This is a genomic window from Flavobacterium lipolyticum, assembly GCF_020905335.1.
Taxonomy (GTDB): domain Bacteria; phylum Bacteroidota; class Bacteroidia; order Flavobacteriales; family Flavobacteriaceae; genus Flavobacterium; species Flavobacterium lipolyticum.
Map to the genome: position 1 here is coordinate 2,031,401 of NZ_JAJJMN010000001.1, position 13,249 is coordinate 2,044,649.

The 13,249-nt window shown below is 35.7% G+C and carries 9 protein-coding genes and 2 tRNA genes; 8 read left to right on the forward strand and 3 right to left on the reverse strand.

Translation table 11 applies throughout. From position 1 onward, the window contains the following. The first annotated feature begins 2 nt into the window (after nucleotides 1-2). The gene (locus tag LNQ34_RS09010) at nucleotides 3-956 is read left to right on the forward strand and encodes an ISAon1 family transposase (protein WP_428979061.1); all 954 of its coding nucleotides are present in this window, start codon (nucleotides 3-5) and stop codon (nucleotides 954-956) included. 243 nt (nucleotides 957-1,199) lie between these two features. Here LNQ34_RS09010 and LNQ34_RS09015 read toward each other — a convergent pair. The 3 genes from LNQ34_RS09015 to rseP all read right to left on the reverse strand — a co-directional run bounded on the left by LNQ34_RS09015 (nucleotide 1,200) and on the right by rseP (nucleotide 2,810). Continuing rightward, nucleotides 1,200-1,273 (reverse strand) — tRNA-Asn (locus tag LNQ34_RS09015). 36 nt (nucleotides 1,274-1,309) lie between these two features. Continuing rightward, a tRNA-Asn gene (locus LNQ34_RS09020) sits at nucleotides 1,310-1,383 on the reverse strand. Between the two features lie 86 nt (nucleotides 1,384-1,469). Beyond that, nucleotides 1,470-2,810: an RIP metalloprotease RseP gene (gene rseP / locus LNQ34_RS09025; RefSeq protein WP_202703783.1), complete on the reverse strand. Its 1,341-nt coding sequence runs from the start codon at nucleotides 2,808-2,810 to the stop codon at nucleotides 1,470-1,472. A 379-nt stretch (nucleotides 2,811-3,189) separates the two neighbouring features. Between rseP and LNQ34_RS09030 the strand changes: the two genes are divergently transcribed. The 7 genes from LNQ34_RS09030 to LNQ34_RS09060 all read left to right on the forward strand — a co-directional run bounded on the left by LNQ34_RS09030 (nucleotide 3,190) and on the right by LNQ34_RS09060 (nucleotide 13,140). After that, complete coding sequence (locus LNQ34_RS09030; protein ID WP_229999344.1) at nucleotides 3,190-3,435, forward strand: hypothetical protein; 246 nt, start codon at nucleotides 3,190-3,192, stop codon at nucleotides 3,433-3,435. Nucleotides 3,436-3,934: 499 nt separating this feature from the next. Then, nucleotides 3,935-5,005: an NADH:flavin oxidoreductase/NADH oxidase gene (locus tag LNQ34_RS09035; protein ID WP_202703785.1), complete on the forward strand. Its 1,071-nt coding sequence runs from the start codon at nucleotides 3,935-3,937 to the stop codon at nucleotides 5,003-5,005. A 160-nt stretch (nucleotides 5,006-5,165) separates the two neighbouring features. Continuing rightward, nucleotides 5,166-6,209: a Gfo/Idh/MocA family protein gene (locus tag LNQ34_RS09040; protein ID WP_229999346.1), complete on the forward strand. Its 1,044-nt coding sequence runs from the start codon at nucleotides 5,166-5,168 to the stop codon at nucleotides 6,207-6,209. A 263-nt stretch (nucleotides 6,210-6,472) separates the two neighbouring features. Further along, a complete protein-coding gene (locus LNQ34_RS09045) occupies nucleotides 6,473-7,690 on the forward strand; it encodes an MFS transporter (RefSeq protein WP_202703787.1) in 1,218 nt (405 codons plus the stop codon). A 234-nt stretch (nucleotides 7,691-7,924) separates the two neighbouring features. Next, nucleotides 7,925-10,762: a carboxypeptidase-like regulatory domain-containing protein gene (locus LNQ34_RS09050; RefSeq protein ID WP_229999347.1), complete on the forward strand. Its 2,838-nt coding sequence runs from the start codon at nucleotides 7,925-7,927 to the stop codon at nucleotides 10,760-10,762. A 20-nt stretch (nucleotides 10,763-10,782) separates the two neighbouring features. Beyond that, entirely contained in the window at nucleotides 10,783-12,132 is a 1,350-nt protein-coding gene (locus LNQ34_RS09055) for a DUF5689 domain-containing protein (protein WP_229999348.1), read from the forward strand. A 138-nt stretch (nucleotides 12,133-12,270) separates the two neighbouring features. Further along, entirely contained in the window at nucleotides 12,271-13,140 is an 870-nt protein-coding gene (locus tag LNQ34_RS09060) for a hypothetical protein (protein WP_202703790.1), read from the forward strand. Nucleotides 13,141-13,249 lie beyond the last annotated feature (109 nt).

Consider the following 13,249-nt stretch of genomic DNA (forward strand, 5'->3'; position numbering starts at 1 on the left):
CTATTGGAGGCTTTTTCGGAGTTAACGGAAAGAGACTCCAAAGACAATACAAAAAACATTTAAGCTCGTTTAATACATGGGCTCCACGCGAACATGCGCACCAATGGATGATTTACCCTGAAAACATGGGCACTCATTTATCCATTGACGAGGTGGCTTTGTCTCAGGGGGAACTTTATACTATCCTGACCAACAAGAAATTCAAAGGCAAAAAAGGTTGCCTGGTAGCTATTGTTGCCGGAACTAAAGCAGATCAGGTTATAGAACACATCAGAAAGATTGATTACAAGAAAAGATCTTTTGTCAAAGAGATAACGCTCGATATGGCTAATTCCATGAAGCTAATCTCTAAGAAATGTTTTCCTAAAGCCATACAGGTTACAGATCGGTTCCATGTTCAAAAATTAGCACTCGAAGCAGTACAAGAGATTAGAATCAAACATCGCTGGGAAGCTATGGACTTTGAGAATCAATCGATACTACAAGCCAAATTAGAAAACAAAACATACATTCCCCAGCTTTTACCTAACGGAGATTCTGTTAAACAGTTATTAGCCAGAAGTAGGTATCTACTTTATAAGTCTCGCGAAAAATGGACTCGGAGCCAAGAAGAAAGAGCACAAATGGTATTTGAACTATATCCTGACATTAAAACAGCTTACAATTTAAACCAACAGCTTCGAGGAATTTACAATAACTACAATGACAAACATATTGCCATGACCAAACTGGCACATTGGTATAGAAATGTAGAAGAATCAGGTTTTAAAAACTTTAATATTCTACTCAATACCATAACTATTAATTATCAGTCAATCTTAAACTATTTTGATAATAGAAGCACAAATGCTTCGGCAGAATCTTTCAATGCTAAAATAAAAGCTTTTAGAAGTCAATTTAGAGGAGTGAGCAATATAGATTTTTTCTTGTTCAGATTATCTAATCTTTTTGCTTAATCCCCAACTTTTGAACCTGATCCTAAAAAATCAGGAAGCATAAATTTTAAAAGCTCTATAGGTGTCATATCTAATTCTTAGATTACAAATTTCTAATTTTATTTTGACATTCCTCCCCAGGTTTTGTTCTTGATCCTGTTTTGGGGAGACGGCTGAATAAGATTCGGGTATGGTCTGTGCGCTGGAATAAAATAAAAGAGTAAAAAAAAAAACCACTTACGTTTGTAAGTGGTTTTTAGTAAGCTCCCCCTCTTGGGCTCGAACCAAGGACCCTCTGATTAACAGTCAGATGCTCTAACCAACTGAGCTAAGGAGGAATCACCTTAAAGGTAAATATGTTTGCTAAAAAGTTGCTCCCCCTCTTGGGCTCGAACCAAGGACCCTCTGATTAACAGTCAGATGCTCTAACCAACTGAGCTAAGGAGGAAGTTGCTGTTCTTTTTAGCGAGTGCAAATATAAGACGTTTTTTAGTTTCTCAAAAATATTTTAGCACTTTTTATTGATTTTTTTTTCTATTTCACAATTGCCTTATAAATGTCGTTCCCGTTAGCAAATAAAAGTAGTGCTATAAGTAAAACGAAACCAACCATTTGGGCGTTTTCAAGGAATTTATCACTCGGTTTTCTGCCGCTAATTATTTCGTATAATAAAAACATTACATGACCGCCATCAAGAGCAGGAATTGGCAATAAATTCATTACTCCAAGCATAATTGATAATAAAGCAGTGATCGACCAGAAGGTTTCCCAGCTCCAGCTGCTTGGAAAAATGTTGAAAATAGCTGCAAAACCACCCACTTGTTTGTAAGCTTTTGTCTCAGGATTGAAAATCATTTTAAGCTGTTTCCCGTAACCTACCAACTGATCTTTACCTTTTGTAAGTCCAACCGGAATGGATTCTAAGAAAGTGTAGCTTTTAGTGCTTACCTTATAGTATCCTAATTTTTCTAAGGATTCGATATTTAAACCTCCAACGCCAACACCTAGCTTTCCTGCCGCAGAAACTTTAACGGTAATGGGTACTTTCTTTAAATCGCGTAAAACAACAGCAGGAATAGTTTTGCCTTTGTTGCTTTCTAAAATCGTTTTTACCTGATCATAGTATCTTGAGTCCTGACCGTTAAGGCTAACAATTAAATCTTTTGGTTTTAAAGCTGTATTTCCGGATTCTTCTGTAACACTTGCTACCGCAAAAGGGATTCTCATGTTTACAAGAGGTGCCTTTTCCTGTTTTGACAACTGATCGACAAAGTCAGTTGGCATTTTTATAGTTTGCTGTTGTCCGTTTCTTTCGATTAAGATTTCTTTGGCCATGATAATTTTCATGTTGATATCATTATCGAAATTTTCTATTTTTTGTCCGTCAACAGCCAGAAATTTATCTCCGGTTTTGAAACCTGCTTTTAGCATTACAGGGTTTTCAACCAAAACACCATCTTTCAGATCTGCATTGGCCACATAAGTGTCACCGTAAGCAAATGCCATTCCAATATAAATAATAAACGCCAGGATAAAGTTTACCGTAACACCACCTAACATAATAATTAAACGCTGCCATGCCGGTTTCGAACGGAATTCCCAAGGTTGTGGAGGTAAAGCCATTTGATCTTTGTCCATACTTTCATCGATCATTCCGGATATTTTCACATAACCTCCAAGGGGTAACCAACCGATTCCGTATTCTGTTTCGCCAATTTTCTTTTTTAAGAGAGAGTATTTAACGTCAAAAAATAAGTAGAATTTTTCGACTCTTGTTTTAAATAATTTTGCGGGAATAAAATGCCCTAATTCGTGAAGAATAATAAGTAAAGATAAACTCAATAGAAATTGAGAGAGTTTGATAACTATATCCATTTTGTATTTTTAGTTCGTATTTAACGCACAAAAGTAACGTTTCTATTTTAATTTGATAGTGCAATATAATACATAAGGTTTTAAATGTTTGTTAATACTTCATTCTTATTTTTTTAAGACAGAACTAAATTCTTTTTCGTAAAAAGGAAGAAAAGCGGTTCTTCTCTCTTACTTCATATATATAAGGACAGATGAATATAAAATAAGTCTCATCATGATAGTTTTATGGCTTATTGAGGCAGCTTTTTGTAAAATGCTTTTGTAGTTTTCCTGCTTTTTAAACGTGGAACTTTATTTAGAGAAAGATTCGATTTTGGAAGATTTATGTCTCACTTATTCATTACGATAGTCGATGAGTTTTATAAAGAAAATAGAGCGAATGAAGAGGATTCATCAGTTAATCTGTGAGGAGAAAACAGGTTCGCCGGCTGCTTTTGCAAAAAAAATGTTTCTAAGCAGAAGCCAGCTTTACAATGAGCTGGAAATAATTAAAGGATTTGATGCGCCGTTAAAATATTGTAAAAAAAGAGAGAGTTTTTATTATGAAACGTCCTTTGAGCTAGTAGTGCATTATTCTCTTAGTATAATTAAAGACGAAGAAAGGAAAGAAATTTTTGGAGGTTGAGAGTTCCGTCCAATGTTATTGGACGGAACTCCTGTAAGTTTGTTGTAGTAAAATACTTATAAAGAATTTAGTTTTGTTTGCTTTTTTCTTTTACAATTAAACTAAAATAAACTGGAATGAGAAAGAAAATGGCAAAAATTGAAAGCTTGTTTTTAGGGACACTAATTGTTTTTTATGCCTGTTCAATATTTATGGCAGTGTTTTATTTCGTGACGAAAGTGATGGGTCATGTATTATTGACTGTGGCTCATTAAAAAAAGCTCATGATTTGGTGGAAAAAATGATTGACGAAATACTTTAATATTTTAAAATCCTGAAATCCTAACATTCAGCCCGATCAAAAAAGGGATACTATACGCTTTGGAACAAGCGAAACTTGTTTTAAATGTTTGTTAATTAATAAACATTTGGATTTTTACTTTTAAGCAGATACCGTAACTTTACTTTTTAGAGTACCGTCATAGCCAACAGGCGGTCGAGAACAATTAAAAGTTACAATATGACCTCATTATTATTTGCTCCCTTAACCATAAAAAAGATTACTTTAAAAAATAGAATCGTTATTTCGCCCATGTGCCAGTATTCGGCAACAGACGGATTTGCAAACGATTGGCATTTGGTTCATCTAGGCAGCCGGGCCAGTGGCGGAGTGGGTTTAATCATCCAGGAAGCTACTGCAGTTTCTCCTGAAGCCAGAATTTCACCTTCTGATTTAGGTTTGTGGAAAGACGAGCATATTGAAAAATTAAAAACAATTAACGAATTTATTCTTTCTCAAAAGGCTATACCCGGAATTCAATTGGCACATGCCGGACGAAAAGCAAGTGTTTCGATTCCGTGGGAAGGCAATAAAAAATTAAATATTGGACAAGGTGGGTGGCAGACTGTTTCGGCAAGTGCGATCCCGTATCATGATGATGAGCCTTTTCTTCCAGAAGCTTTAGATAAAAATGGAATTCAAAAAGTAATTTCAGATTTTAAAGCAGCAACAAAAAGAGCTGTTAAAGCAGGTTTTCAAGTCATGGAAATTCATGGAGCACATGGATATCTGCTGCACCAGTTTTTATCGCCTTTAACAAACGTCAGAAATGACGAATATGGTGGAAGTTTCGAAAACAGAATCCGTCTGACTTTAGAAATTGTTGAAGCTGTACAATCCGAATGGCCGTCTGATTTGCCTTTGTTTGTTCGAATTTCAGCTACAGATTGGGCAGAAGGAGGATGGAATCCGGAAGAATCCGTACAACTTTCGATACTCTTAAAAGAGAAAGGTGTGGATTTAATAGATACCTCGTCAGGCGGATTAGTTTCGCATCAGCAAATTCCTTTGCAACCCAATTATCAGGTTCCTTTCGCCGCCAAAATTAAAAAAGAGGCTTCTATTTTAACAGGGGCTGTCGGTTTAATTACAGAAGCAAAGCAAGCCGAAGAAATTTTGAAAAATGGTCAGGCCGATGTGATTTTGTTTGCTAGAGAATCGCTCAGAAATCCGAATTTGCCTTTAGATTTTGCTAAAGAATTAAACGACGATATTCAGTGGCCAAAACAATACGAAAGAGCGAAACTATAATATTTTTTTTCGCCACAAATTCACGAATTTATACAAATTATTGTGTTTAAAAACTTAACATAATTCGTGAATTACTTTGTCCGTTTGCTATTGCTCGGGTCATGACAGAAATAAAATACTTTTTAATCACAATAATCTGTGGCAAAAAACTAAACATAAAATGCAAAAAATAAAAACAGCACTATTATCATACGGAATGTCAGGGAAGGTATTTCATGCTCCATTTTTAGACATACACCCAGGGTTTGAATTATTGGGCTCCTGGGAAAGAAGCAAAAAACTCATTCAGCAGGACTATCCGGCTGTAAAAAGTTATGCTTCGATTGAGGATTTATTGGCGGATGACGTTGATCTGGTGATTGTAAACACCCCAGTGGGAACGCATTATGAGTATGCAAAACAAGTGCTTTTGAGCGGAAAACATGCTGTAGTTGAAAAAGCTTTTACCACAACAGCAGCCGAAGCTCAGGAACTGGATACAATTGCAAAAGAAAAAGGACTGAAATTGGCCGTTTTTCAAAACAGAAGATGGGATAGTGATTTTAAAACGGTTCAAAAAGTAATCAATGATCGGGTTTTAGGAGATTTGATCGAAGCTGAATTTCATTTTGACAGATACAATCCGTTATTAAGTCCTAAAGCACATAAAGAAACTGTAAATGATGGTGCCGGAATCCTGAAAGACTTAGGTCCTCATTTAATTGATCAGGCCGTTTGTTTGTTTGGTTCTCCAAATGCAGTTTTTGGAGACATTCGTTTTACCAGATCAAATACTTTGGTGGACGACTGGATTGATTTATTGCTGATTTACGAAAATTTCAGAGTTCGCTTGAAAGCCGGTTTTTTTGTGAGAGAAGCCAATCCTGCTTATGTGCTTCACGGTAAAAAAGGATCATTTTTAAAACCTCGTGGAGATGTTCAGGAAGATGATTTAAAATTGAGTAAAAAACCAAATCTGGAATCTTGGGGAACAGAATCAGAAGCCTTGCAAGGCCTTTTACACACGGAAATTGAGGGAGAAGTAATCAGGGAAAAAATCCCAACGCTTCAGGGCAATTATTTTTCCTTCTTTGATGGTGTTTATGAGGCTATCGTAAAGAATGAAAAAGAACCGGTTACCGCACAGGACGGAGTAAAAGTAATGCAGATTATCGAAGCGGCAATTGCAAGTCATACGCAGCAAAAAGTAATTAATTTATCGTGAAGTTACTCAGAGATTTGAGGAGTAAAACAGATTGTCAGAGATTTTTTAATTCTTGAAATCTGAAAATAAGTAGCATAATCTATAAAGTAAAACAACCAGAAGCAGTTAACGACAAAAAATCTTTGCCCCTTTGCGTCTCAGAACCTTCGTCTCTCAAAAAAATTATAAACATACAACGTTGTAAATCGAGTAATACTCAGGTTTTATAGGCCATAAAGCAGCTTTTTAGTACTTTTATAGTGTTAAATCCAAAACGAATTATTTTGATCGACTTCAATCCATTAGCATTATTCCAGACCAAAGGAAAAATTAAGAAAGCTTACAGAGAAGCTAAAATCTCCTATTTGAACCGAATTCGCTTGGCAGTTGGGATGTTTTATTTTGGAATGGGTTTAAGTTTTGCGACCTGGGCAAGTAGGATTCCGGACATTAAAACGGCATTACATTTAACGGAAGGAGATCTCGGTTCTATTCTTTTTGCTTTGCCGATGGGGCAATTGCTGATTATGCCATTCTCAGGCAAGATGGTTACGAAATTTGGCAGTCATCGAATTTTGATTCTTTCCTTAATCATGTATGTTTTGTGTCTGGCCAATTTAGGTTTGGCTACTACGGCCTTACAATTGTCATTAGGATTGTTTCTGTTTGGATTGTTTGGAAATCTGGCCAATATCGCGGTCAATACACAAGGCGTTTATACCGAAGTTCTTTTTAGGAAAACAATCATGTCGTCTTTTCATGGCATGTGGAGTTTTGCAGGATTTACCGGGGCTTTGGTAGGATTGGGAATGCTGGCTCTAAAATTAAGTCCTCTTCATCACTTTTTGATTGTGGCAGGAGTCGTATTAATAATGATTGCTTTTAACTTTAAGTTTTTAATCAAAGCCAAGGAAAAAATCAAAGTCAAGAGCGAGAAAAAGAAACTATTTGTAAAACCGGACAGCGCTTTAATCTGGCTTGGAGTGATTGGGTTTTGCAGTATGGCAAGCGAAGGTGTAATGTTTGACTGGAGCGGTGTATACTTTAAAGATATCGTAAAAGCACCTGGTCCATTGGTGATTTTGGGATACACTTCCTTCATGATTATGATGGCAAGCGGACGTTTTCTGGGAGACGGCTTGATCAATAAATTCGGACGTGAACGCGTGATGCAAATCAGTGGTGTTATGATTTCGGCCGGGCTTTTTACAGCTGTTTTTCTTCCTTATCTTATCCCTTGTACGATTGCTTTTATGGCAGTTGGTTTAGGAGTTGCCACTATAGTTCCTACCGTTTATAGCATGGCAGGGAAAAATCCAACAGTTCCACCCGGGGAAGCCTTAACTATTGTTTCGAGTGTAAGTTTTCTGGGGTTCTTAATGGGACCACCGGTTATCGGACATATCGCTGAAACTTTCGGACTTCAGTTTTCATTCGCTTTTATTGGGATTTTCGGAGTCCTGATTGCTTTTATGGTTTCCAAAATTAGGATAGCCTCTTAGTTTGTACGCTAAAAAAAGCGAAGGATTGTTTTGATATTAAGATTTATTTAATAAGAAAATACTTTATTACTGCTTTTTGTTTATATTTGAATCCTAAAAAAATAACAAGTGTTAACTTCTTATTTTTCATTCCTTCCAAAAACCTATTTTATCTTTTGATGTAAGAGACTGGATGTTTTTGTTGTTAAAACATTCAATCCTAAAACTAAAAATATAAAGTAAATTGGGGTTTTTATGACAAAAAAAGGAACGTTACTATTTGTTTTATTGCCTATTAGTTTTCTGTTTGCGCAGGAACACACCACTTTTTCAGGAACTATAGTTGACTCAAAGACTTTAAATCCATTGGAAAATATTGTGGTAAACATTCAAAATTCTTCCATAACACAATTAACTGGAGCAAAGGGAAAGTTTGAATTACACTCTGCTATAAAGGGAGAGCAATTATTATGGATACACAGTCAAGGCTATAAAGATCTTCTTTTAAAAATACAATCGAAACCGGGGCAAAAGGTTGAACTGGGGATTTTACCATTAGAAGATAATTTTTCAGAGGAGACACCGGCAGCACTAATCACCTTATTAGGCAGTGATTTTTCAGACGATAATAGTTCTTCTGAAATGACTTCGGGTCTTTTGCAATCTTCAAGAGATGCTTTTATGCAGGCTTCAGCTTTCAATTGGGGGCAGGCTCGATTTAGAGTTCGGGGTCTGGACAGCGAAAATGGTACAATGATGCTTAACGGCATGGTCATGAATAAAATTTACGATGGAAGACCGCAATGGAGCAATTGGGGAGGCTTGAACAACGTATTGCGAAATCAGGAATTTTCAGTTGGAGCAGCTGCTTCAAATTATACTTTCGGAGGAGTCTTAGGAACCCAGCAAATAAATACACGTGCTTCATTGTACAGAAAAAGCAGTCAGCTTTCTTTTTCAGGGAGCAATACAACTTACAGTTGGCGAACCATTGCTACTTATGCCTCCGGAATGAATGCTTCCGGCTGGGCTTATGTTCTTTCAGCAGGAAAACGCTGGTCGGATCAAGGTTATTTTGACGGAACAAATTTCAAAGCAGAATCTTTTTTTATTAGTGTCGAAAAGAAGCTGAGCGACAAACATTCATTGAGCTTTACAGGATTTTATACGCCAAATTCAAGAGGAAAAAATTCGGCAAATACAAATGAAGTTACCCAATTAACCAATGAGAAATACAATTCTTATTGGGGATTTCAAAACGGGAAAAAGAGAAATGCGCGAGTAAAAAGAGTCGAAGAACCGGTATTGATGCTAAATCATTATTACAAAATAAATGAGAAAACAAATCTGAATTCCAGTTTAATGTATCAATTCGGTCGGGTAGGAAACAGTACTATTGACTATCAAAACGCAGCCAGTCCCGATCCGGTGTATTATCAAAAATTACCCAGTTACTATACCTCAATCTACGAAAAAGATAAAGGGGAGTTTTCAGGAAATTTCACCCCCGATTATATAAATGCCGAAAAAGCAAAAGCAAATTTTCTCGAAGATCGTCAAATCAATTGGGATGAATTATATCATGCCAATCAGAAACCAATTTTAAATTCTGATGGAACAATTAACGGATTTGAACCTTCAAAAAGGCATTATGTCTTATACGAAGACCGGACAGATGATAGGACCTTCGCGGTAAATTCAAATCTGAATATACAATTAACAGAGAATACTGCTTTTGATGGAGGAATTACTTTTAGAAATTTAAAATCACATCAGTTTCAATATCTTTTAGATTTGTTGGGAGGGCAATATTTTGAAGACATTGATGCGTTTTACCAAGGTGATCAGTCACAGTCTGATTTGCAAAATCCAAATCGTCAGGTAAAAGAAGGAGATACCTATGGGTGCAATTATAATCTTTTTGCAACCACAATTGATGCTTTCACACAGTTTAAATTCAGTTATAATAAAACAGATTTTTATTTAGGACAGTCTTATTCTGTTTCCAATTACCAAAGAGAAGGATTGTATCAAAATGGGATTTATCCAACATCATCACTTGGAAAAAGCAACAAGGTGAATTTTGAAAATTTTGGTTTTAAAGGAGGTCTGACCTATAAAATTTCAGGAAAACAATGGTTGTTTTTTAACGGAATGCATCTTAGCAGAGCACCATCCTTACGAAACACGTTTTTGAATTCCAGATTGAATAATTCAATAGTCGACGGAATTGAAAATGAAAGTATAAGTAGTGCGGAAGGAAACTATGTTTTTCGTTCTCCAAATTTTAAAATTCGTTCAACGTTTTATTATTCATTGATTAAAAATACAATCCGAACTTCCTTTTTCTTTGCTGAAGGAATTTTTGATCAGGGTGCAGCTTACAATAATACGGATGCATTTGTTAGTCAGACTTTAACGCATCTGGACAAGAAAAATAGTGGTATGGAATTTAGTCTTGAATGGCAAATTTCATCAACTTTAAAAATGACTTCATCTGCAGCATACGGTAATTATGTCTATAGTAGTAACCCTAATGTATCTATAACTAACGATGCAAATGTAGCAGAAGGCAGTACTCAGACCACTTTTGATTTTGGAGAATCCTATCTTAAAAACTACAAACAGCCGGGCATGCCCCAACAAGCTTATTCGATTGGATTAGAATACAGAGATCCTAAGTTTTGGTGGTTCGGAGCGAATATTAATTATTTGACTGAAGCTTATATTGACGTTTCGCCAATTGCACGAACCAATCGGTTTTATGTAAACGCTGTGAATGGTCACCTATTTCCAGAAGCGACAGAAGAACGGACAGTTGCTTTACTGAAACAGGAAAAAATTAATCCGGTTTCATTATTAAATATTACAGGAGGAAAGTCCTGGCGTATCGCTCACAAATATATTGGGCTTTTCTGGAGTGTTAATAATGTTCTGAATGCAGTGTACAAAACAGGTGGTTTTGAACAAACCAGAAATGCTAATTTCAGAGCTCTCAATCAGGATGTTTCCAGCGGAACACCCTCATTTGGTTCTAAATATTATTATGGATATGGAAGAACTTATTTTGTGAACCTTACAATGAGTTTGTAAAATTTTAAAACCAATTTGAAATGAAAAATAGATTCTTAGTTTTCGGTTATGCATTCTTGCTACTGATAATTTATAGCTGCAATAATGAAATTGAAATTCCAAAACTGGAATGTACACAACCGAATTTAGTTGTCAATCAAAAGGTTCAGAAAGTAAAAGAATTTTCAGGTTCCGTTCCGAAACAGTATGGCTTCGATGATAGTATTGAGGCCTATGTGGTGTCAAGCGATGAAGGAGGGAATTTTTTTAAGATACTTTTCCTGCAAACTATCGCAACGGATGAAACACCGGCAATAGGATTTAGTGTTGCGGTTGATGTTACCAACACCTATATCGATTTTCGGGTAGGGAATAAAGTGTATATCAAACTAAAGAATCAGTTTACAGATTTATATTTTGGTGGTTTGCGTATCGGAAGTTTGTCTGTAAGCAATTCGGGAGATCCAGTGATTGGCAGAATTTCGCAGACCGACTATAAAAATGTTCTTAATGCGTCTTGTACCATAATGGATGAAAGTAAGTTGGTGAAAGCTGTTTCTGTGGAAGAAGCGTTAAACGACGGTAAGCTTAATACGCTGGTGGAGTTAAGCGGAGTCCAGTTTGCAGAGGAAGCGATTGGTCGTCATTATTTTGAAGAGTCCAACAATGTAGGAGGTTCGACAAACTGGAACCTTCAGGATAAAAGTGGGAATCAGATTATTTTCAGGACAAGCAGTTACGCGGGCTTTGCTAATAAATTGGTGCCGGAAGGGAGCGGAAAAGTAAGAGGAGTTTTGACTAAATACGGATCAGATTATCAACTAATGAGCAGATCAGAAAAAGATCTGGAAATGAATGGGAAAAGAGATACTCCGATTTTTGCGGAAGATTTCCAATCCGTAAAAAACAATGTGAATTTTACTTTGCCGGGATGGAGTAATATTGTTGAAAAAGCTTCAAAATTATGGGAGAGTATGCTGTATGCCGGAAACGGTTATACAGAGTTTAATACTACAAGTACAACCGCAGCCGAAAATGTTGCCTGGATGGTTACTCCAAAAATCAATTTGAGCGGTTATAAAAATGCAGTATTATCCTTTAGAAGCGCACAGCATGACTTAAAACTTGATTCACCATTAAATATGCTTGAGGTTTATGTTTCTACTAATTTTGACGGTTCGAGCGTAACCAAAGCAAAATGGACAAAACTAACAGCAAAATTCCCTTCATTGTCAACACCGTCCCGGGTTTTTATCAGTTCCGGAGCAATTGATTTATCTTCCTATTCAGGGAATATTAATATTGCATTTAAATATATGGGTTCGGGTAAGGATAAAACTTTGAATGGTGCTTTTATGGTTGACGATGTTAGGATTTTTGCCGAAAAATAAGACTGTTTTTTATATGGATTCAGTTAAGATGTTGATTTTTAGGGGACAATTTAATGTTGAGCTGTTTTTCAGATTTAAACTGTTAAATTTTAATAGAATTTTGTATTTTGGTCACCCCAAATCAATACAAATACAACTATGAAAATCTATTTTCTTGCCATCATCATGATGGTTTTTCCATGTTTAGTACACAGTCAGAATCAGGATGCTGCACCTGTGAGACTGAAACAAATTAATATTGTAAAAACAAATTACCAGAATTCTAAAGATGGTGAAATTGTAAATAAAACAGTTGTTTTTAAAGACGGAAAAATACAAACGATTACTACTTCAGATGTTATTCAGCATTTCTTTTACAACACCAAAGGATTATTGGACATGACCGTAAAAGATAAGGTAGGAAGCGACTGGAAAGAAGTTGTAAATTATACGTATGATGCCGACAACAACATTACAAAGTTTGTTAAAAAATATCAGGAAGGGAACGATTATATTACCAAAGTTGTAACTTTTACCTACGAGGGAGCGAGAGTAAAGGTAATTACAAAAAAGAGCACCAATCACCAGAATTTAGTTGACGATATCGAATATATTGTTGAAAAAGGAACTATCGTGAGACGTACTTCCCGTGACAGAAATAAAGCAATTATTGGCAAAATTGAATATGCGTATTTCAATGATAATGTCATAAAGCATAAAGGTTTGGTAGGAGATAAAATTTCAAAAAGTTTTATTTTTGATGATAAAAATTCTGTTGATCTTCTAATTGTTAAAAGTTTGTTTGGAGAGAATTATAAAGTAATTGTACCGATGATCTCCTATCATGAAGAAGAATTTAGTTTTGAATCCATCTCTCCTAATAACGAAATTGTTTTTAGTCCTTCCTCTACTGTATTGGTCGGAGTGAGCAGAAAATACAAATACAATAAACTAAACTTTCCAATTTCCTGTTCTCAGATTGAAGAAAACGGAATTGTAAAAACAGAGAAGACTTTTATTTACGAGTAACGTAAATTTTAAAACTGAAAATCCACATCCCAAATTCCAAACTTCGATTAACAATTGGAATGTGGGATTTGGGATTTGGATTTTTTAAAGAATAGGGTAATTTTTCAAA

Excerpts from the sequence above, each read along its gene's own strand:
- LNQ34_RS09055 (WP_229999348.1), top strand. The coding sequence starts at position 10,783 with ATGAAAAATAGATTCTTAGTTTTCGGTTATGCATTCTTGCTACTGATA.
- LNQ34_RS09060 (WP_202703790.1), top strand. The coding sequence starts at position 12,271 with ATGAAAATCTATTTTCTTGCCATCATCATGATGGTTTTTCCATGTTTA.
- LNQ34_RS09040 (WP_229999346.1), top strand. The coding sequence starts at position 5,166 with ATGCAAAAAATAAAAACAGCACTATTATCATACGGAATGTCAGGGAAG.
- rseP (WP_202703783.1), bottom strand. The coding sequence starts at position 2,810 with ATGGATATAGTTATCAAACTCTCTCAATTTCTATTGAGTTTATCTTTA.
- LNQ34_RS09035 (WP_202703785.1), top strand. The coding sequence starts at position 3,935 with ATGACCTCATTATTATTTGCTCCCTTAACCATAAAAAAGATTACTTTA.
- LNQ34_RS09030 (WP_229999344.1), top strand. The coding sequence starts at position 3,190 with ATGAAGAGGATTCATCAGTTAATCTGTGAGGAGAAAACAGGTTCGCCG.
- LNQ34_RS09050 (WP_229999347.1), top strand. The coding sequence starts at position 7,925 with ATGACAAAAAAAGGAACGTTACTATTTGTTTTATTGCCTATTAGTTTT.